The sequence below is a fragment of the Bradyrhizobium icense genome (assembly GCF_001693385.1).
Taxonomy (GTDB): Bacteria; Pseudomonadota; Alphaproteobacteria; order Rhizobiales; family Xanthobacteraceae; genus Bradyrhizobium; species Bradyrhizobium icense.
On record NZ_CP016428.1, the window covers coordinates 486,146 to 506,051 of the forward strand.

Genomic DNA, 19,906 nt, shown 5'->3' on the forward strand with positions numbered 1-19,906 from the left:
TTCCTCGTTCACACCAAGCTGATTCCACTCGAGGCGAAAACACGCTAGGCAATGGCCATGTCGACTGCATCCATTTCGCCCACGGCCGCGCGCTTAAGGCGCATTCCCACGATTCAGCGGCTGGCGGCGTGGCTGGCCTCACGCGCCAGTGATCCCAAAGCCGGCCTGTGGCTGGTGACCGGCTTTGCCGTGGTCCACGCCGCGCTGTGGACGCTGATCCTGGTCAATCTGAAGACCGGGCAGGACGTCCATATGGACGTCGCGGAGGCCTTCGCCTGGGGACAGAAGTTCCTGCTCGGCTATGGCAAGCACCCGCCGCTGTCCGGATGGGTCGCCGGCGTCTGGTTCATGCTGTTTCCGGTCACGGACTGGGCGACCTATGCACTGGCAATGGCGACGCTCGGCTGCTCCCTCGTGATCTGCTGGCTGTTGGCGCTGCGCGTGGTCGATCGCCGCCGCGCGTTCTTCGTCGTGGTGATGCTCGCGCTCTATCCGATCTTCAACTTCAAGGGCTTCAAGTACAATCCGGACCTGTTGCAGCTCGTCACGCTGCCGCTCGTCGTGCTGGCCTATCTCGACGCGTTCGAGAAGCGCAGCCTCAAATCGGGCGTGTGGCTAGGCCTCGCCGGTGCGCTGGCGCTGATGACCAAATACTGGGCCGTAACGATGATAGGGGCAGTCGGGCTTGCGGCGCTGATCCATCCGGCACGTCTGCAGTTCCTGCGCTCGCCGGCGCCGTGGGTCGCGATTGCCACGCTTGCGGTGGCGATGCTTCCCCACGTGATGTGGCTGAAGCAGGTCGATTTCGTCCCGTTCACCTATGCCGGCGATACTTACTCCCTCACCGACCGCGCCATGATCAACGATCTCGCGCTGGGCTATGTCTTGCATAATCTCGCGCTGCTGGCCGTGCCGGTGGTGCTCGGCGCGATCGCACTTATGTGGCGGCCGTTCCGCTTGATGCCGTTTCCGCCCCTGGCGCGCGGCGCCAATATCGGCGTGAACATGTCGCAGGCGCTCAATGTCTGGATCGTCCAGGCGGTAGTGGCGATCGGTCCGCCGCTGGGTGCGCTGATATTCCACATCTACATCAAAACCGACTGGGGCATCCCGCTGTTCTTCCTGATGCCGCTCGCGCTGGTCGCGATCCCTGCGGTGCGGATCCGGAACATCGCGCTCTTGAACCTGACCACGACCTGGCTGGTGATTTCGCTCGTCGTGCTGGCGATATCGCCGAGGATCGTCGCCTACGAACTGGGTGAGAAGCGCACCGCAGGCGCGACCTTCCGGGCGCGTTCCGAACTCGCCCGCGAACTGACCGAAGCGTGGCACACGCGGTTTTATTCGCGCTGGCCGGTGGTCGCCGCCTATACCGATACCGGCCAGCCCGTCACCTTCTACAGCCCAGATCATCCGGCGCCGCTGACGCCGGACGAGCCGTGGTCGTCGGGCCTGACCTCGCTCGAGGAGGCGAAGCGATCCGGCTTCATCGGCATCTGCGAAACCGGCCACTGGAAGCTGGAACAATGCGAGGCGTGGATGAAGGTCCATGCGGCCAATGCCGAGCGCATCGTGATGACCACGCGGCGATTCTTCTTAGGGATGCCCGGCCCCGCGACGGCCTGGAACATCTACATCGTGCCGCCGGCCAAATAGCAGCGGGCAAAAAAGAAAATCGAAGGGGTAACGCATGGATCTCGACCTGACGGACAAGACGGCGCTGGTCACCGGCTCGACGCGCGGCATCGGGCTCGCGACCGCCATCGGGCTTGCGCAAATGGGCGCGGAAGTGATCGTCAACGGCCGCGAGCAGGCGGCGGTCGGCGAGGCCATCGCAAAAGTCCAACAGGCGGCGCCGTCGGCCAAGGTGCATGCCGCGGCGTTCGATCTCGGTAATGCCGCGGGCTGTGCCGCGCTGGTGGCGCAATTCCCTGAAGTCGACATCCTCGTCAACAATCTCGGTATCTACGAACCGAAGGGATTTTTCGAGATCGAGGATTCCGATTGGTCGAGGATGTTCGAAGTCAACGTCATGAGCGGGGTGCGGCTGACGCGGCACTACCTGAAGCGGATGCTTGATGACAAGGACTGGGGCCGGGTCGTGTTCGTCTCCAGCGAATCCGGCGTCTTCATTCCGAAGGAGATGGTGCATTACGGCTTCTCGAAATCGGCCCAGCTCGTCATTGCGCGCGGCGCGGCCGAGACGACCAAGGGTACCAACGTCACCGTCAATTCGGTGATGCCCGGCCCGACCTGGGTCGAGATGGCGCCGGTCCGCCTGGCCGCGCGCGCGAAAGCTGCGGGCACGACCGTCGACGACCTCGTCTCGCGCACCTTCAGCGAACGCCGCCCGGCGTCGCTCTTGCAGCGCTACGCCGCGCCGGAGGAGATCGCCAATCTGATCTGCTACGTCTGCTCAAAAGCCTCCAGCGCCACCAACGGCGCCGCGCTGCGCGCCGACGGCGGGATCGTGACGAACCCGTTTTGAGCTTCCAGGCTTCATCCTGAGGATCGCCATGGAGGGTTGGTAGGCGCCTCACACACCCTCTTCGTTGAACTTGTCCGCAACCAGCGCTGCGATCGCGTCGACCGCTTGCTGCGCCTCGGGCCCAACAGCGGAGACCGTAACCGAAGTTCCCGGGCCCGCTGCCAGCATCATCAACCCCATGATCGAGGTTCCGCCCACGGTCTCGCTGCCGCGCGTCACCCAGACCTCGGCGTTGAAGCGCTCGACCATCTGGACGAATTTTGCCGATGCCCGCGCATGCAGGCCGCGCTTGTTGATGATCTGAAGTTCCCGCGAAATCGCGCCCGCGGGCACGCTCGGCCCGAGTTCCTTTTCGGGCGAGGCCTCGTCGCTCATTTGCCGGCGAGCACGCGGCTGGCGATGGTGACGTATTTGCGGCCGGCTTCCTGGGCCATGGCGATGGCGTCAGGAAGCGAGCGCTCTTCGCGCACCTTGGCAAGCTTGACCAGCATGGGAAGATTGATGCCTGCGAGCACTTCCACCTTCGGGCGGCTCATGCAGGAAATCGCGAGGTTGGAGGGCGTGCCGCCGAACATGTCGGTAAGAATGGCGACACCATCGCCGCTGTCGACGCGATTCACCGCTTCGATGATATCGCTTCGACACAGATCGGAGTCATCTTCGGCTCCAATCGTGATGGCTTCTATTTGTTTTTGCGGACCCATGACATGTTCGAGCGCCGCCTTGAACTCGTCGGCAAGGCGCCCATGGGTCACAAGCACTAGACCAATCATCGGAAACTCCTCGCGGGTGCTTTTTGGTGCACCGCACGAACGCGCCACTTTGACCATCCAGAGGCCCCGCGCAAGAGGGCATCTTGGCTATTGTTCCGGAATTTGCCGGTAAGGAGTGAGGCCTGCGCCGGTTTATTCGGTGGCGATATTGGGGCTTATATGGTTACCAATCCCCTTCGAACAATCATCCAAAGGTTGGACGGAACCTGAACCGGCGGTTGTCATCAGCGCGGCTGCAATCAGTGGGAGGGGGGCGTAACCGGCTCCAATGGGAATTCTCGGTAATAAAATACCGTTCAGGCGGATGAACAGGGCTTCCGGCGACGGCATCCGCTCGGCATCGTTGGCCGCGAGGTCGGCGACGAGGCCCACCGTCGCCTCCCCAACAAAGTCACAATGACGGATGCCGAGTCCCCGGACCTCGATCAGGCCGCCCAATTCTCGCGCCGGGCGGACTAACAATTGTCCGGCCACTGTGTCGAGATGGACACGGTCATCGCCGACCAAAATGGCCTGCGGAAGCTGTCCCGCGCGTCCGGCGAGAATCAGATCGAAGGCTAGCCGCGACTTCCCGGAGCCCGACGGCCCGCGGATCAGCACGGCACGATCGCCCACCAGCACGGCGGAGGCGTGCACGGTGGCGCCCGCCGTCATGGCGCGGGCAGCCTGACCACGAACCGCGCACCCGCTACCGCCGGCCTGCCATCGGCGTCGGCGGGACCATGGCGGTTTTCCGCCCATATCCGCCCGTTATGCGCTTCGATGATCTGCTTGGAGATCGATAGCCCGAGGCCCGAGTTCTGGCCAAAGCCCTGATGCGGCCGGTCGGTGTAGAAGCGCTCGAAGATGCGTTCCAGCGCATCCTCGCCGATGCCCGGCCCGTCGTCATCGACGATGATTTCGATCTCTGAGCGCGCGCGGCGGCAGGTGACGCGCACCTTGCCGCCGGGGTCGGAGAAGGATTGCGCATTGGACAACAGGTTGGAGATCACCTGCCCGAGCCGGGAATCGTGGCCCGGGACCGAGAAGGTATCGGTGGCGCCGCGGCCCTCGAAGCGCGCCTCGACGGCGACGTCGTGACCGAGCCGGGTTTCGTTGGCGACCGAGGTCAGCGTCGTCAAGAGCCGGCGCAGATCGACCGGGGCCATGTCCTGGCGCTGCAATTCGGCATCGAGGCGGCTGGCGTCTGAAATATCCGAGATCAGCCGGTCCAGCCGCTTGACGTCATGCTCGATCACCTCGAGCAAGCGCCCGCGGCTGGTGTCGTTGCGCGCCAAAGGCAGCGTTTCCACCGCCGACCGCAGCGAGGTCAGCGGGTTCTTCAATTCGTGGGCGACGTCGGCGGCGAACATCTCGATCGCCTCGATGCGGCTGTAGAGCGCATTCGTCATGTCGCGCAGCGCGCCGGAGAGATGGCCGATCTCGTCGCGGCGGCGGGTGAAATCGGGAATCTCGACGCGGGTCTGGATGCGCCGGCGGACGCGCTCGGCGCCGTCGGCGAGCCGCCGCACCGGACCCGCGATCGTGCTCGCCAGCAGCAGCGACAGCACGATCATGACCGCCGACGCGACGCCGCCGACCTTCAGGATCGCCAGCCGCTCGGCGGTCACCATCTGGTCGATGTCGTCGCCCTGGGTCGAGAGCATCAGCGCACCGTGCACGGCACGGAAGCGCTGCACCGGCACGGCGACCGAGACGATCACCTCCCCGCGGTCGTTGACGCGCACCATGCTGCTTTTGACGCCGTCGAGCGCCTGCACGATTTCCTGATAGCCCTTGCCGTTTTCGGGGCCGAGCTCGCGATAGAGCGGCAGGTCGCCGCGGTTGAGCCAGGTGCGAATCGAGATCGTGGCGCGCTCGACAAAGCCCGGCTTCTCCGTCGAAGGCGGCGGCAGTTCGAATCGCATCACGTCGCCGCGGCCATAGAGACTGCGGCTGTCGAGGATCATGCCGCCGTCGCCGCCATAGATGCGGGCGCGGGTCTTGGTCGGCGAGATCAGCCGCCGCAGCACCGGCGCGACCCGCTCCGGATTGATCGGAAAATCGAGGCCTGCGGATTCGTCCGGCGCGCCGTAGCTTTCGCCGGGCTTCAGATCGAGCAGGCGGTCCGGATCGATGGTGATGGTGTTGGTTTCGACGGTAGCGGAGGCGGCAATCGCGCCGGCGATGATTTCGGCCTGCACCAGAAGGCTCTGCGCCCGCGCATCGATCAGGCCGGCGCGGAATTGCGAGAGATAGAGAATGCTCGCCACCAGCGCGACGAGGCCCGCCAGATTGAGCGAGACGATCCGGCGCGTGAGGCTGGAGAAGGAGAGCGCAAAGAAGAATTGCCCGGCCCTGCGCAGCCAGCCGAGCGGCCGCCACCAGCCCTTCTCGCCCGCATTATCCTCGGCAACACGTTCCCGATCGAGGAGCTCCAAAGCATCCTCGTGGTTCAGGCTGGGATCGGGCTGCGTTCGATCTAGCAATGGCTGAACTGCCGGTTGTGATGCGCCGATTTCTAGCTCTACGCTTTTACGCGGAACGGGCGGACGTGTCAGTTACCACTTCCGCTCGGAAAACGCAGATCAGGCTTCCTTGAAGCGATAGCCGACGCCGTACAGCGTCTCGATCATCTCGAAATCATCGTCGACCACCTTGAACTTCTTGCGCAGCCGCTTGATGTGGCTGTCGATGGTGCGGTCGTCGACATAGACCTGGTCGTCATAGGCCGCGTCCATCAGCGCGTTGCGGCTCTTCACCACACCGGGCCGCGTGGCTAGCGCCTGCAGGATCAGGAACTCCGTGACGGTCAGCGTCACCGGCTCGTTCTTCCAGGTGCAGGTGTGACGCTCCGGGTCCATCCGCAACAGGCCGCGGTCCAGTGCGCGCGCATCCGGCTCCTTCGGCACGGCGGTCGGATCCTTGGGCTGGCCGCGGCGAAGCACGGCCTTGACGCGCTCGACCAACAGGCGCTGCGAGAACGGCTTGCGGATGAAATCGTCGGCGCCCATCTTGAGGCCGAACAATTCGTCGATCTCTTCATCCTTGGAGGTCAAAAAGATCACCGGCAAATCGGACTTCTGCCGCAGCCGGCGCAGTGTTTCCATGCCGTCCATGCGCGGCATCTTGATATCGAGGATCGCGAGGTCCGGCGGCGAGGTGCGGAAGCCATCGAGCGCCGAGGCACCATCCGTGTAGGTCATGATGCGATAGCCTTCGGCTTCGAGCGCGATCGACACGGAAGTAAGAATGTTGCGGTCATCATCGACCAGGGCGATTGTGGGCATGAGCCTCTGCTTTCGAATAAGAGAGTGGCTTAAACGGCGGGCACTTGAACCAGACGCCGCATAAATGGGCTTCGTACACGGTCAACGAGCAATGCAAGCTGGGCTGAAGTGTGACCGAGTTCCGCAAAACGCTCCCAAGGAGACGCGAGGCCCCCCATATAGCACCCTGACCAGATGAGAAAAGGCCCTTTTTTGCAATAAGATGGCCGGAAAGGTACCATGCAGCCGACGGTAGATTTTGATGCTTCCAAACTTGCCCGATCGCTGCTGCGGCGGTGTCGGCAAGGCGCGCTGGCCACGCTTATGCCCGAAAGCGGCGATCCCTATTGCTCGCTGGTGAACGTCGCCAGCCATGCCGACGCTTCCCCGATCCTGTTGATTTCGCGGCTCGCGCTGCATACGAAGAACATCCTCGCCGACGGCAGGATATCGCTGATGCTGGATGAGCGTGCCGCCGGCGATCCCCTGGAGGGCGCGCGGATCATGCTGGCGGGACGGGCCGAGGAGGCCAAGGGCGAGCAGGCTAAAATCCTGCGCCGGCGCTATCTCAACGCTCATCCATCCGCGGAAGCGTTTGTGGATTTCAAGGATTTCTCGTTCTTCCGGGTCGTCCCGTCAGGCCTCCATCTGGTCGCCGGTTTCGGCCGCATCATCGACCTCAAGCCCGCGCAATTTCTGACCGAGATCGGCGATGCCGCCGATCTGCTGGAGGCCGAGCAGGGCGCCGTCGAGCACATGAACGAGGATCATCGCGAGGCGATGAACCTCTACGCGACCAGACTTCTGGGCGCCGAGTCTGACGATTGGCGCTGCACCGGCTGCGACCCCGACGGCATGGACATGCAGGCCGGCTCCGCGACATTGCGGCTGGATTTCCCGGAACGCGTCACCAGCGCCATAGCGCTGCGCAAGATGCTGGTGCGGCTGGCGGGCGAGGCGCGGGCGAAGGCGTAACGCCTGCGACTTAATCAAGCCCGCGCGCAAAGGTGACCAGCGAAAGCCTGCATGAAATCCCGCGACTGATTGATCGTTTCAGTGTGTATCAAGCTGTCGCGCGCAACTGCCCGATACCGCGGACGAGCTCAACACGATTGCGAAAAACCTCGGTGTCGCGGCTTCCGACATTCACCTCGGCGAAGACGCCAGTGAACTCACGCTCAAGCGCATGCCGCTCGCCGATTACGGCATCGCCCATTTCGCCACCCACGGTTTCGTCGCCGACGACGTAAAGGGCTTGCCGAACCGTTGCTGGTGCTCAGCATTCCCAGGCAGTCGATCGAAATCGACGATGGCCTTATCGCCGCGAGCGAGGTGGCGCAATTGAAGCTCAATGCCGATTGGATGGTACTGTCCGCGCGGTCACAAGCCTGTCGGGGAGGGCGCCGCGCACTGTAATTCCTCATTGTGCGATGCAGCAGCCTTCGACCGAGCCGGCACGCGGCGGATGGTCGCGCAACCACGAGGTCAAAACAGCGGAAAGCAGTGCAGCAAGCGATTGATGCAAATCAGCCTTCCGCGCTGGAATAAACCAAATCACGTGGATCGGCTTGGCAAGCTCGGCGTTCATCAGTATTAGGTCGCCGCACCGACGCCGGAAGGCTATATTCAGGGTTCACCGCGACAGAACGCGTCAAGCGGCATGCGCGCGAGTTCAGTAACGCGGGTTCGAGGAGGATTTTCTTCGTGCAAGAGACGGGTCTACGCAACGGTGCCTTCGGTGCCGACAAATTCGGCTTAAAAAATCTCAAGACGGTGCATTGGAATCTCGGTGCGCCGCAGCTCTATCAATATTCACTCACGGCCGGCGAGGCCGTGTTGTCGGCCGACGGCGCGCTCTGCGCGGACACCGGCGAATTCACCGGCCGCAGCCCCAAGGACAAGTTCACGGTCCGTGATGCGACCACCGACAAGAACATGTGGTGGGCCGGCAACCAGTCGATCACCTCGGAGCAGTTCGCCGCGCTCTATGCCGACTTCCTCAAGCATGCCGAAGGCATGACGCTGTTCGCGCAGGATCTTTACGGCGGCGCAGATCCGAGCTTCCAGATCAAGACGCGGGTCTTCACCGAACTTGCCTGGCACTCGCTGTTCATCCGCACGCTCTTGATCCGCCCCGAGGCTTCGGTGCTGCGCGATTTCGTGCCTGAACTCACCATCATCTCGCTGCCGAGCTTCCGCGCCGACCCCAAACGTCACGGTGTGCGCTCGGAGAACGTCGTCGCGATCGATTTCGCCCGCAAGATCGTCCTGATCGGCGGGTCTTATTATGCCGGCGAGATGAAGAAGTCGGTCTTCACCACACTGAACTATTACCTGCCCGCCAAGGGCGTGCTGCCGATGCACTGCTCGGCCAACGTCGGCCCCAAGGGCGACACAGCGATTTTCTTCGGCCTGTCCGGCACCGGCAAGACCACGCTGTCGGCCGATCCCAATCGCACGCTGATCGGCGACGACGAGCATGGCTGGGGTAACGACGGCGTCTTCAACTTCGAAGGCGGTTGCTACGCCAAGTGCATCAAGCTGTCGAAGGACGCCGAGCCGCAGATCTTTGCCGCCAGCAGCCGCTTCGGCGCCGTGCTGGAGAACGTCGTGCTCGACGAAGATACCCGCGTGCCTGATTTCGACGACGGCTCGAAGACCGAAAACACTCGTTCGGCCTATCCGCTCGATTTCATCCCGAACGCTTCGCGCACCGGCCGTGCCGGCCAGCCGAAGAACGTCGTGATGCTGGCCGCCGATGCGTTCGGCGTATTGCCGCCGATCGCAAAGCTCTCGCCAGCGCAGGCGATGTATCACTTCCTGTCCGGCTACACCGCCAAGGTCGCTGGCACCGAGCGCGGTCTCGGCAATGAGCCGCAGCCGGAGTTCTCCACCTGCTTCGGCTCGCCGTTCCTGCCGCTCGATCCGTCCGTCTACGGCAACATGCTGCGCGAGCTGATCGCCAGGCACAATGTCGATTGCTGGCTGGTCAACACCGGCTGGACCGGCGGCAAATACGGCGTGGGCAGCCGGATGCCGATCAAGGTGACGCGTGCGCTGCTGACGGCGGCGCTCGATGGCAGTCTGCGTAATGTCGAATTCCGCACCGACAAGTATTTCGGTTTCGCGGTGCCGACCGCGCTGCCGGGTGTTCCCAACGAGATCCTCAATCCGGTCAACACCTGGAAGGACAAGGCCGAGTTCGACAAGACTGCGCGTAGCCTAGTCGGTATGTTCCAGAAGAACTTTGCCAAGTTCGAAGCCCAGGTCGACGCCGAAGTCCGCGCCGCGGCGCCGGACCTCAAGCTCGCGGCGGAGTAGGGCTCAAGCCAGATGGACTGGTTGAAAAGGGCGGCTCGTCGGGCCGCCCTTTTTGCTTGGCGGGCGGAATATGGGGAAGTGACATGGTCGATCTTGCAGGTCAGGTTGCAGGCATTGCGCGGCAGAACAGTCGGTGCAGTTCCGCGATCAATTGCGCGATCCGAGGATCCGCGACGCGATACCAGAGGGTCTGACCGTTACGGCGAAAGCTCACGATGTCGTCGTCGCGCATCTTCGCCAGATGCTGGGACAGCGCCGACTGGCTGAGACCGACCGCCTCGACCAGCGCACCGACCGTCATCTCGCCGGTTTCCACCAGCTTGCAGAGGATCATCAGCCGCCGCTCGTTGCCGAGCGTGCGCAGGATATTGGCGACCGCCGGGGCGTTGGCCTCGAAGTCCCTGATTTCCATCGCTGACGGGGTCGTCACGGGTTTCTCTGTACATTAGAGGTTGCTATATTAGAGATAGTTAATATAATTGTCAATAGAAGTTCCTCTTCAGGGAGTTCGTACCAATGCCCCATTCAGCCCAGTCAACCGCGCCCGTCATCCGGGCGTTCTTCGATGAACCCACCAATACCATTAGCTATCTGGTTGCCGACCCGGTGACCCGCCGCGCGGCGGTGATCGATCCCGTGCTTGATTTCGACCCACGCGACGGCACCGTCGACATCCGTTCGGTCGAAACCATTCTGGCTGCGGCCAACGAAGAAAAGCTGACCATCGAGTGGGTGCTGGAGACCCATGCGCATGCCGACCATTTGTCGGGCGCGCCCTATATCAAGTCGAAAACCGGCGCACGGATCGGCATCGGCGATCACATCAAGGATGTGCAGCGAATCTTCCGGCCCGTCTTCAATGCGCTAGACCTGCGGACGGACGGGAGCGATTTCGATCGCCTGTTCACCGACGGCGAGACATTTGGCATCGGCGAACTCACCGTCGAGGTTCTGCATACGCCGGGCCACACGCCGGCTGATCTGTCCTACAAGATTGGCGACGCCGTGTTCGTCGGCGATACATTGTTCATGCCTGATTATGGCACCGCACGTGCCGATTTCCCTGGCGGCGATGCACATCAGCTCTATCGTTCGATCCAGCGGCTGCTGAGTCTCCCCGACGACACGCGCCTGTTCATGTGCCACGACTACAAGGCGCCAGGCCGCGATGACTACGCCTGGGAGACCACGGTGCGCGGGCAGCGCGAGAACAACGTCCATCTTCGCGGCGGTGTCACCGAAGCTGTGTTCGTCGCCATGCGGCAGGCGCGCGATGCAACATTGTCTGCGCCGACACTGCTGTTGCCTTCCATCCAGGTGAATATCCGCGCGGGCCGGTTTCCCAAAGCGGAAAGCAATGGCGTGCATTACCTGCTGTTGCCGGTGCGTGCCCGGGCCGGTGCCGAGGCGGCGATCTTTTCGTAAGGCAAGGTCTTACGTCACCTAGCGGATTTGCGCGCGCCTGGTCTAGCTTTTACCGGGCAACATCGCATTGCTCGGCGTCCGCCGATCGGTGATCTGCAGGCCGAACAGGCTGCCGATCAGCTCGACCGCGACGCGCGCGGTGCGTCCGCGTTCGTCGAGAAACGGGTTGAGCTCGACGACGTCGACCGAGCGCACCAGTTCGGAATCGTGCAGCAACTCCATGATCAGATGCGCCTCGCGATAGGTTGCGCCGCCCGGCACCGTGGTACCGACACCGGGAGCGACGGTCGGATCGAGAAAATCCACATCGAAAGAGACATGCAGCACGCCGTTACGTGCCCGCACGCGCTCGATCACCTTGCGGATCAGGACGCCGACGCCGAACTCGTCGATCACGCGCATGTCGGCGATCGCGACGCGGCGTTCGAACACCAGCTTCTTCTCTTCAGGATCGATCGAGCGGATGCCGAACAGGTCGAGCTGGTCGGGGCCGATCGAGGCGCGGGGTGCGCCGCCAAGCAGATCGTCGAGGCCGGGCTCGCCGCACAGGAACGCCGCCGACATGCCGTGCATGTTGCCGGTTTCCGTGGTCTGCGGCGTGTTGTAGTCGGCATGGGCATCGACCCAGAGCACGAACAGCGGCCGACCCTGTTCCTGCCAGTAGCGCGCGACGCCGTTCACCGATCCCATCGAAAGCGAATGATCGCCACCCATGAAGATTGGAATGGCGCCGGAACGCGCCAGCGCATAGGAGCGTTCGCTGAGCGCGCGGATCCATGTCTTGATCACGTCGTAATATTTGGCGTTTGCCGGCGGCGGGCCCTCGGCGGGCCCGATGTCGGGCTTCGCCATGTTGCCGTGGTCCTCGACGGCAAAGCCGAGCTGATCGAGGATGCGGCCGATGCCCGCGGTGCGCAGCGCGTCCGGTCCCATCAAGGTGCCGAGTTGCGAGGCCCCGATCTCGATGGGGACCCCGAGCAGGGCGATGCGGGGAGCATTGGCGTCGGACATGAGCCGGGGCCTCCGGAGAATCGTAGGATGGGCAAAGCGTAGCGTGCCCACCGGCCAGGATCGCGAGCGGATAGATGGTGGGCGCGGTGCTGCGCACCTTTGCCCACCCTACGCCATCACGCCTTGAAATAAGCGATTTGCGTCGTGGTTGCGAGCAGGCGTCCCGAGGGCGACCACAATTCGCCGTGCTGGTCGCCATAACTCCTGTGGAAAATCCGGGCGTCGGCCGCCGCCAGCACGTGGGTGATGTCCTCGGCCGCGAGTTCCTCTGCGGCGGCGTGGAAATATGTGGTGATCGACACCGTGCCGAACGGCACGAGTTCCCGGCGCGCCAGAAACACCCGGCCGAAGAACGCATCCGACATCGACGTCAGCGACAGCATGTCGATCGTGCGCGGCACGCGATCGCCGATCCACTGCTTGGAATAGGCGACGATCGGTGGATTGGCAGGCGAGCCGTAGAAACTCGGCTCGCCCTCGACGAAGCGGAAATCATACTGGTGCGTCCAGGTCATCGGCGTGTTCGGAAACGAGCGTGCCTGCTCGAACGGCGCGGCGCCCGGAAACTTCGCCTGCTGGTGCGACCAGGACGGGCGGCGCTCGGCGAACACGGCGGTCGCCAACGTCGCGACCTCGCCGCCGCCCTGCGTCATCTCCACGCACCAATGCTGGCTCGAACGGTTGGCCTTGACCAGACGGACGTCGAGATCGAAGCCGCCTTCGGCGATCGGCGCGCAGAAATTCACCGTGAGCGACAACGGATCGCCAGCACGCTGCGGATGCTCCAGCAGCGCGCGCAGGATGGTGGCGGCCGTGCAGCCGCCGAACGGGCCGACAAAGGCCCAGTAGTCGGGACTGGTTTTGCCCTGCCAGCAGCTATCGCCGGCGGTGACCCGGGTGGCGTCGTCGAAGAGGTGTGAGGCTTTGGTGAGCATAATGATCCATCAAATATTTATAGGCGTCCCGTTCCAAAGCCGAAATTCAATTGTTTCTTCGGCCTGACCGTATTTTCTGCAATCCCGGTGGGCTTCCTCAGGATCGTCCGTGACCCAGACATCTGTCAGTTCGCCCGAAATCCGCGTCAAAGCAATCACACTGACGTTGCCGATCAAATCAGCGAGGAAGCGTTCGACGGCAGGGACCTCTTCCAGCCCCGACAATGTTGCGAGAATGCTTCCATGCGTGTGCCAGGGAAATCCGTCAAAGCCTATCGTCCAATCCCCATCGGAGCAGGTAACCAGAAATTTCAGTTGCCCATCTGGACTGACATACTCACCGATTGGCACGTTTATCTCCGGCCTTTGTACTGCCTGCATGCAGTAGCATTGCTGGCGTCGCGAATTCAATGACGCCAGAGGTAATGCATTCCCGCCCGCCGGATTACCGCGTTGCCCCGCGCTGCGCCCCTGCTTCCGACACCGGCGCAGCCGCACGAACCGGCACGTTCCAGATATCCTCGGCATACTCGCGGATGGTACGGTCGGAGGAGAACCATGGCATCCGCGCCACGTTGAGGATCGAGGCGCGGGTCCAGGCCGGCACCACCTGCCAGCGCGCATCGATGCTGCGCTGCGCCGCGTAGTAGGAATCGAAATCGGCCGAGACCATGTAGTGGTCGAGATAGCGCAGCGCGTGGCCGATCGAGGCAAAGCGGGCGCGATCGTCGGGCGAGAACGCGCCGCTCTCGATTGCGGTGATGGCTCGCGCCAGCCGCGGCGAGCGGCTGATCACGTCGGTCGCATCCAGGCCTTGCTTGCGCCGGACCATGACGTCGCCGGCCTCCATGCCGAAGATCGCGATGTTTTCGGCGCCGACATGGTCGCGGATTTCGATATTGGCGCCATCCAGCGTGCCGATCGTCAGCGCGCCGTTGAGCGCCAGCTTCATGTTGCCGGTGCCGGAGGCCTCCATGCCGGCGGTCGAAATCTGTTCGGACAAATCGGCGGCCGGAATGATCACTTCGGCGAGGCTGACATTGTAGTCGGCGAGAAAGACGACCTTCAGCCTTCCTGCGACATCAGGGTCGTTGTTGACGACTTCGGCGACATCGTTGATCAGCTTGATGATCAGCTTGGCGTAGCGATAGCTCGCCGCCGCCTTGCCGGCGAAGATCTTTACCCGCGGCACCCAGTCGCGCTGCGGCTCGTCCTTGATCGCCTGGTACAGCGCGACGGTCTCGACGACGTTGAGCAATTGCCGCTTGTACTCGTGGATGCGCTTGATCTGGATGTCGAACAATGCCGACGGATCGATCTTGACGCCAAGGCGCTCGTTGATGAGCCGCGCCAGCGCCAGCTTGTTGTGATGCTTGACCTCGCGAAAACGCTGCTGGAACGCGTTGTCACTGGCGCGGGCCTCGAGGCGCTGGAACAGCGAGAAGTCGTCGAGCACGGCCTCGCCGCAGACCTCGCGCAGAAGCCCGGTCAGCTTCGGGTTGGCCAGCATCAACCAGCGGCGGAAGGTGATGCCATTGGTCTTGTTGGTGATGCGGCCGGGATAGAGATGATTGAGATCGTGGAACACGGTCTCTTTCATCAGGTCGGAGTGCATCGCCGACACGCCGTTGATGCGGTGCGAGCCGACGAAGGCGAGCTGTCCCATCCGCACGCGGCGTCCGGATTTCTCGTCGATCAGCGACACCGACGCGCGATATTCGATGTCGCCCGGACAACGCTGATCAGCCAGCGCCAGATGCGCGGCATTGATGCGGTAGATGATTTCGAGATGCCGCGGCAGCAGCCGCTCGAACAGTTCGACCGGCCAGGTCTCCAGCGCTTCCGGCAGCAGCGTATGGTTGGTGTAGGACAGCGTCGCCACCGTGATTTTCCACGCCTCATCCCAGCGGAAATTGTGCAGATCGACCAGGATGCGCATCAGTTCGGTGACGGCGAGGCTCGGATGGGTGTCGTTGAGCTGCACCGCGACCTTCGACGCGAGACTGCGCAACTGCCCGTCGGAGGCGAGGTGGCGCTTGACCAGATCCTGCAGCGAGGCCGAGACGAAGAAATACTCCTGGCGCAGCCGCAGTTCGCGCCCCGCAGGGCTCTCGTCGTTCGGGTAGAGGAATTTGCAGATCGATTCCGCACGCGCTTCCTCAGCGACGGCGCCGAGGTAGTCGCCGGTGTTGAAGACGTCGAGCCGCAACGGGTCGGGCGAGCGCGCCGACCACAGCCGCAGCGCGTTGACGTGCTGGCCGCGCCAGCCGACGATCGGCGTGTCGTAGGCGACGGCTTGCACGGTTTCCGCCGGCCGCCACGTCGCGCGGTCACGCCCGCGGTCGTCGACGTGATCGACAAAGCCGCCGAAGTGAACGTGGTAGACCACCTCCGACCGCAGGAATTCCCAGGGGTTGCCGAAGCTCAGCCATTCATCCGGATATTCCTGCTGCCAGCCATGCGAAATGATCTGGCGGAACAGGCCGAAATCGTAGCGGATGCCGTAGCCGATAGCGGGGATGGCCAGCGTCGCCATGCTCTCCATGAAGCATGCCGCCAGCCGCCCGAGACCGCCATTGCCGAGCGCCGCATCCGGCTCGCATTTGCGCAAATCATCCAGGCCGACGCCGAGATCGCCGAGCGCCGCCTCGAACACCGGCAGGAGACCCATATTATTCAGCGCGTCGGTGAACAGGCGGCCGATCAGGAATTCGAGCGAGAGGTAATAGACCCGCTTGCTGCCGGCATCGTAGCTCTCCTTTTCGGCCGTCAGCCAGCGGTGCACGATGCGGTCGCGCAGCGCCAGCGCCGCGGCCTTGTACCAGTCGCGCCTCGTCGCCATGCCGGCATCCTTGCCGATCGCAAGCCGCAGCTTGGCGAGGATCGCGCCCTTGATTTCGGCAAGCGCGAGCTCGTCGATCGGCTGGTCAGGTGCCGGATAGTTCCCTGGGATTTGTTCCTGCAACACGTCGATCCCTGCTGTGAGACTCGCAACATAGGCGTCTTGTCCGGCAATCGAAACGCCGGAGAACGCCGGAGTATGTTTGTGCACTGCGCTGGTATGAATTTATGCAAGGACCGGGCCGATTTCGCGGCACCGGTGCGCCGGCTTTGGTGTTATAATTCGATACCAAAGTACAGGGATCGCTGGGGCTTGGTGGGTAGATGCCGATTCGGGTCAAGGAATCGCGTGCCAGCAAAACGGGGAGGCCTGTCATGAGATTGACGATCGAGATCGCTGCCACCGCGCTATTGATGGTCTGCATCAGCGCCACGAGCGCGGCCTTTGCCGCGGGCAAGACCGGCAGAAGTGCCGATGGGCTGAGCTGCCCGTTCAGCGTCGCAAAGGGCGCTTCGCCCGCAGCGCGCTGCGCCGCGATCAAGCGGCAATGCGGCGGAAAGTTCTACGCCAATTATTGCGGCGACAAGATGCTGTCAGCGATGTGAGGGGCGAGGTCCGCGACCGTTTACATCAGGACGCCGTTCCAGCCTTCGCCTTCCTCTGCGAGCCCGGGGTAGCGCAGATAGAGCTTTTGCAGCAGTTCAAAATGCAGGCCGGACGATATTTCGTCGAGCGGCGACGACAGCATGGCTCGATCGTGACTGTCGAGCGTGGAGACAATTGCATTGGCGCGATCGATCGCGTCGGCTGCTTCAAGCAATAGTGACCGTATCTGGGCAATCCGAGCTTCGTCCATCATTCTCGACCCTCGCGGCAGGCGGCCGTAAACAACCCTTGATAGGAAAATTTCGCCGCGCCGCTAGAACAAATTAAGAACACTTTAGCAAGTGTTTGATATATCATTGTGATTCGGCGGCAACGCCGACACAATATCTATGGCCCATCCGAGTTTGCGAGGACTACATGTCCACCATCGCTTTCGATCAGTTCGCTCTCACCCGCATCGCCGATTTCGCGCGCTCCTTGTCGCGCCTGCACCAGGCCTCGCGCCGCCAGCTCGTCGACGACGACGCGATCGACCGCGAGTTCAACGCCGTCTGCATGTCGGTGTGGGGCTACACCACGGACGATTTCAGCGACGAACTGTTTTCGGTCGAGGATCACGCCTTTCTCGATTCGCTGGATGAGGCGCAGGCGCGGATTTTTGCCGCCGAGCAAGGCTACGACCTCGTCGACGATCAGGGCATGCTGACGGACTGGTGGGGCTATTGCTGGATGATTCTCGCCGAGAAGCGCGGCCTGCTGACGACGGAAAACCGCGCCGCGGCGCGCGCGGCGATCGAGGAAAAATATCTGTCGGCGCCGAACGTGATCGGCGTCATCGTCGGGCGGTGACCGACGTTGAAGCTGGATCAGTTCACGTCCGCCCGCTTCGCCGCTTTCGGCATAACCGTCTTCGGCACTGAGGCGGTCGGCAGTTCGACATCGCGGCTCGCCTCAGGAAGCAGTGCGCCGCCCGCGATCATTTCCGCGCTGACAGGTGCGACCTTCATTTCGCCGAGCCGGGCGCGGACGTCCGCCGTGAGGCCGGGATAGGAGGCGACGGGGGTGAACTCCGCCGTGTGGTCGGCGCCCAGGCGCACGCCGGTATAGGCCACCAGGCCGTCGGTGGTGGCAACGACGTCGCCCGAGCGCAGCGACGTATCGAGCGTGAGATCGACCGGCGCGAGCCCGGACGGGCTTCGGCCGTTGCAGGTGCAATCGGCACTCAGCGCCTTGCGGTAGGCGTAGGCGTTCTCGCTGTCGGTATAGCGCTCGCCGTTACTGGCGGTCGCATGATCGATGCTGCTGCCGTAAAACACCTTGGTGACGCTGGCCGGGCAGAACGCCTGGCAGGCCTGCACCGCCGAGGCGTTGCCGCGCGTGGTCAGCGGAAAATATTTGCCGTCGCAGCTTCGCACGCAAAATGCAGGTCCGGAGCCGGCCATGCGCGGGGCCGGGGCGGGCGCCGATGGCTGCTGATTGATGCCGAACGGATCGGCGAAGAAATTGGCTTGCGGTGGCGCTTGCCGCGCCTGCTGCTTCGGCGCGCCGCCGAACAGGAAATCGAACAAGCCTTCGGCGGAAACGCTGCCGGGCGTGAGCAGGAGAAAGCCCGAAAGGATCGCTGCGGCAACGAACGTCGCGCGGCGCCGCACGCGCGAAAAAGCCAACTCTGTACGCAACGCCAACTCCACCCAACGCAACAAACGCGCTGAAGCGCGACGGCTTCAGTTGGGAGTAACCTTAACGGCGGATGGTAAATGAGTGATGAGCGGGGGCGAAGGGAGGCTGGAAAGAAATGCGGACTCTTCCCCCTCTCCCGCTTGCGGGGGGAGGTAGGACAGCGTCTCACCCCTTCAAAAATTCACCCGCCTTGTACAGCGAACGAAACTCCAGCCCGGCCTCGGCAAAGGCTTCGGTCGCGCCTTCCTCGCGGTCGACCATCGTGAGCACCAGCACGATCTCGCCGCCGGCCTCGCGCACGGCTTCGACCGCCTTCAGTGCCGAACCGCCGGTGGTGGTGACGTCCTCGACGATGACGATGCGCTTGCCCTGCAGGGTCTCGCCCTTGGCCAGCCCCTCGACTGCGAGGCGGGCGCCATGTTCCTTCGGCTTCTTGCGCACGAAGAAGGCGGCGATCGGGTGGCCCTTGATCCAGGAGAGCTGCGCGATCGCGCCCGCCAGTGGGACCGCGCCCATCTCCAGACCGCCGACGAAATCAAGATTGTCGTCCTTCAGCGCCTCATAGGTCAGCTCGGCCAGAAGCGCGGCGCCTTCGGGGTCGAGCATGGTCGGCTTGAGGTTGAAATAGAAGTCGCTCTTGCGGCCCGAGGCCAACGTGATCTCGCCGCGGCCGAACGAACGCTTGCGGATGATCTCGGCGAGGCGGGCTCGGGCGGCTGATTTGGACAAGGCGGTTTCCTAAGGGGTTTCAAGCGGAGCGCAATCTATCGGCGCTTTCAGGCACATTCCAGCGCCGATCCGGCGCCGTCAACAGGGCACAATGTCCATCACGGCGAAGGCCGGCCAGCTCGTATTCCGTAGCCGCTGTTGTAACGCCCCGAAGTTCCGGGGTAGTGGATACGCGCTTTCGCGGGGATGACAAAAATGACGATCGAACTGCACACTTGGAACACGCCGAACGGCCGCAAAATCTCGGTTGCGCTGGAGGAAATGGGGCTGCCCTACAAGGTGTTCCCGGTGAACATCACCAAGGGCGAGCAGATGGCGCCCGCCTTTCTCAAGCTCAGCCCGAACAACAAGATCCCGGCGATCGTCGATCCCGACGGCCCCGGCGGCAAGCCGGTCAGCATCTTCGAGTCCGGCGCGATCCTGCTTTATCTCGGCGAGAAGACCGGCAAGTTCCTGCCCAAGCCGCTCTCCGAGCGCATTCCTGTCTATGAGTGGCTGATGTGGCAGATGGGCGGATTTGGGCCGATGCCGGGCCAGGTGCATCATTTCATCGCGCTGGAGAACGAAACCGACCGCGCCTATGGCCTGAAGCGCTTCATGGCCGAAACCCGCCGGCTCTACGGCGTCCTCGACCGTCGGCTGGAGGGCCGCGAGTTCGTCGCCGACGCCCTGTCCGTCGCAGACTTCGCCATCCTCGGCTGGGCCTGGCGCCACCCGCGCCACAAGGTGGAGCTGAAGGATTTTCCGAACGTCGAGCGCTGGTACAGCGCCCTGATGGCGCGCCCAGCGACCAAGCGCGGCATGGAAGCGAAGTTGGATTGATTTTCTTCTCCCTCTCCCGCTTGCGG

22 protein-coding genes and 1 pseudogene are annotated in these 19,906 nt (G+C 63.2%); 9 read left to right on the forward strand and 14 right to left on the reverse strand.

Annotated features, from left to right (window positions below):
* The first annotated feature begins 57 nt into the window (after positions 1 to 57).
* Together LMTR13_RS02340 and LMTR13_RS02345 are read left to right on the forward strand one after the other, a co-directional pair.
* The gene (locus LMTR13_RS02340; RefSeq protein ID WP_065732358.1) at positions 58 to 1,656 is read left to right on the forward strand and encodes a glycosyltransferase family 39 protein; all 1,599 of its coding nucleotides are present in this window, start codon (positions 58 to 60) and stop codon (positions 1,654 to 1,656) included.
* 34 nt (positions 1,657 to 1,690) lie between these two features.
* Positions 1,691 to 2,488, forward strand: coding sequence for an SDR family NAD(P)-dependent oxidoreductase (locus tag LMTR13_RS02345; RefSeq protein WP_065726508.1), 798 nt, complete (start codon positions 1,691 to 1,693; stop codon positions 2,486 to 2,488).
* 48 nt (positions 2,489 to 2,536) lie between these two features.
* On the opposite strand, the gene LMTR13_RS02350 is transcribed toward LMTR13_RS02345, so the two are convergent.
* From LMTR13_RS02350 to LMTR13_RS02370, 5 genes are all read right to left on the reverse strand, one after another.
* On the reverse strand, positions 2,537 to 2,863 hold the full coding sequence (locus tag LMTR13_RS02350; protein WP_065726509.1) for an HPr family phosphocarrier protein: 327 nt from the start codon (positions 2,861 to 2,863) through the stop codon (positions 2,537 to 2,539).
* Positions 2,860 to 3,261, reverse strand: coding sequence for a PTS sugar transporter subunit IIA (locus LMTR13_RS02355; RefSeq protein ID WP_024339151.1), 402 nt, complete (start codon positions 3,259 to 3,261; stop codon positions 2,860 to 2,862). Before LMTR13_RS02355 ends, LMTR13_RS02350 begins: the two co-directional genes overlap by 4 nt.
* A gap of 132 nt (positions 3,262 to 3,393) precedes the next feature.
* Positions 3,394 to 3,915, reverse strand: a complete 522-nt coding sequence (locus tag LMTR13_RS02360; protein WP_065726510.1) for an HPr kinase/phosphorylase — start codon at positions 3,913 to 3,915, stop codon at positions 3,394 to 3,396.
* Positions 3,912 to 5,729, reverse strand: coding sequence for a sensor histidine kinase (locus LMTR13_RS02365; protein WP_065726511.1), 1,818 nt, complete (start codon positions 5,727 to 5,729; stop codon positions 3,912 to 3,914). Before LMTR13_RS02365 ends, LMTR13_RS02360 begins: the two co-directional genes overlap by 4 nt.
* 99 nt (positions 5,730 to 5,828) lie before the next feature.
* A complete protein-coding gene (locus tag LMTR13_RS02370; RefSeq protein WP_027541437.1) occupies positions 5,829 to 6,530 on the reverse strand; it encodes a response regulator transcription factor in 702 nt (233 codons plus the stop codon).
* 219 nt (positions 6,531 to 6,749) lie between these two features.
* Between LMTR13_RS02370 and LMTR13_RS02375 the strand changes: the two genes are divergently transcribed.
* Positions 6,750 to 7,484 (forward strand): HugZ family pyridoxamine 5'-phosphate oxidase, encoded by a 735-nt coding sequence (locus LMTR13_RS02375; RefSeq protein ID WP_065726512.1) that lies wholly within the window; start codon positions 6,750 to 6,752, stop codon positions 7,482 to 7,484.
* Between the two features lie 103 nt (positions 7,485 to 7,587).
* Positions 7,588 to 7,886, forward strand: a pseudogene (locus LMTR13_RS40195) (CHAT domain-containing protein); the annotation flags it as partial.
* Positions 7,887 to 7,929: 43 nt separating this feature from the next.
* Here the strand turns inward: LMTR13_RS40195 and LMTR13_RS40200 are convergent.
* The gene (locus LMTR13_RS40200) at positions 7,930 to 8,097 is read right to left on the reverse strand and encodes a hypothetical protein (protein ID WP_156795392.1); all 168 of its coding nucleotides are present in this window, start codon (positions 8,095 to 8,097) and stop codon (positions 7,930 to 7,932) included.
* 116 nt (positions 8,098 to 8,213) lie between these two features.
* Between LMTR13_RS40200 and LMTR13_RS02380 the strand changes: the two genes are divergently transcribed.
* The gene (locus LMTR13_RS02380; RefSeq protein ID WP_065726513.1) at positions 8,214 to 9,830 is read left to right on the forward strand and encodes a phosphoenolpyruvate carboxykinase; all 1,617 of its coding nucleotides are present in this window, start codon (positions 8,214 to 8,216) and stop codon (positions 9,828 to 9,830) included.
* Between the two features lie 100 nt (positions 9,831 to 9,930).
* Here LMTR13_RS02380 and LMTR13_RS02385 read toward each other — a convergent pair whose 3' ends face one another.
* A complete protein-coding gene (locus LMTR13_RS02385) occupies positions 9,931 to 10,242 on the reverse strand; it encodes an ArsR/SmtB family transcription factor (protein ID WP_065726514.1) in 312 nt (103 codons plus the stop codon).
* A 104-nt stretch (positions 10,243 to 10,346) separates the two neighbouring features.
* On the opposite strand from LMTR13_RS02385, the gene LMTR13_RS02390 reads away from it, so the two are divergent.
* Positions 10,347 to 11,255 (forward strand): MBL fold metallo-hydrolase, encoded by a 909-nt coding sequence (locus LMTR13_RS02390; RefSeq protein WP_065726515.1) that lies wholly within the window; start codon positions 10,347 to 10,349, stop codon positions 11,253 to 11,255.
* A 42-nt stretch (positions 11,256 to 11,297) separates the two neighbouring features.
* On the opposite strand, the gene rocF is transcribed toward LMTR13_RS02390, so the two are convergent.
* From rocF to LMTR13_RS02410, 4 genes are all read right to left on the reverse strand, one after another.
* Entirely contained in the window at positions 11,298 to 12,266 is a 969-nt protein-coding gene (gene rocF / locus LMTR13_RS02395; protein WP_065726516.1) for an arginase, read from the reverse strand.
* A 116-nt stretch (positions 12,267 to 12,382) separates the two neighbouring features.
* Positions 12,383 to 13,201 carry an acyl-CoA thioesterase gene (locus LMTR13_RS02400; protein ID WP_065726517.1) on the reverse strand — a complete coding sequence of 273 codons (819 nt, stop codon included), beginning with the start codon at positions 13,199 to 13,201 and terminating at the stop codon, positions 12,383 to 12,385.
* Between the two features lie 9 nt (positions 13,202 to 13,210).
* Positions 13,211 to 13,552, reverse strand: coding sequence for a hypothetical protein (locus tag LMTR13_RS02405; RefSeq protein ID WP_065732359.1), 342 nt, complete (start codon positions 13,550 to 13,552; stop codon positions 13,211 to 13,213).
* 94 nt (positions 13,553 to 13,646) lie between these two features.
* A complete protein-coding gene (locus tag LMTR13_RS02410; RefSeq protein ID WP_418219826.1) occupies positions 13,647 to 16,175 on the reverse strand; it encodes a glycogen/starch/alpha-glucan phosphorylase in 2,529 nt (842 codons plus the stop codon).
* A gap of 242 nt (positions 16,176 to 16,417) precedes the next feature.
* Between LMTR13_RS02410 and LMTR13_RS02415 the strand changes: the two genes are divergently transcribed.
* Entirely contained in the window at positions 16,418 to 16,648 is a 231-nt protein-coding gene (locus LMTR13_RS02415) for a hypothetical protein (protein WP_065732361.1), read from the forward strand.
* 20 nt (positions 16,649 to 16,668) lie between these two features.
* On the opposite strand, the gene LMTR13_RS02420 is transcribed toward LMTR13_RS02415, so the two are convergent.
* Complete coding sequence (locus tag LMTR13_RS02420; RefSeq protein WP_156795393.1) at positions 16,669 to 16,902, reverse strand: hypothetical protein; 234 nt, start codon at positions 16,900 to 16,902, stop codon at positions 16,669 to 16,671.
* Between the two features lie 164 nt (positions 16,903 to 17,066).
* On the opposite strand from LMTR13_RS02420, the gene LMTR13_RS02425 reads away from it, so the two are divergent.
* Positions 17,067 to 17,498, forward strand: a complete 432-nt coding sequence (locus LMTR13_RS02425) for a hypothetical protein (protein WP_065726519.1) — start codon at positions 17,067 to 17,069, stop codon at positions 17,496 to 17,498.
* A gap of 17 nt (positions 17,499 to 17,515) precedes the next feature.
* Here the strand turns inward: LMTR13_RS02425 and LMTR13_RS02430 are convergent, their stop codons facing one another.
* Positions 17,516 to 18,328, reverse strand: a complete 813-nt coding sequence (locus tag LMTR13_RS02430) for a DUF2865 domain-containing protein (protein WP_065732362.1) — start codon at positions 18,326 to 18,328, stop codon at positions 17,516 to 17,518.
* A gap of 166 nt (positions 18,329 to 18,494) precedes the next feature.
* On the reverse strand, positions 18,495 to 19,058 hold the full coding sequence (gene pyrE / locus LMTR13_RS02435) for an orotate phosphoribosyltransferase (protein ID WP_065726520.1): 564 nt from the start codon (positions 19,056 to 19,058) through the stop codon (positions 18,495 to 18,497).
* Positions 19,059 to 19,253: 195 nt separating this feature from the next.
* Here pyrE and LMTR13_RS02440 point away from each other — a divergent pair, with 195 nt between their 5' ends.
* Positions 19,254 to 19,880: a glutathione S-transferase family protein gene (locus tag LMTR13_RS02440; RefSeq protein WP_065726521.1), complete on the forward strand. Its 627-nt coding sequence runs from the start codon at positions 19,254 to 19,256 to the stop codon at positions 19,878 to 19,880.
* Positions 19,881 to 19,906 lie beyond the last annotated feature (26 nt).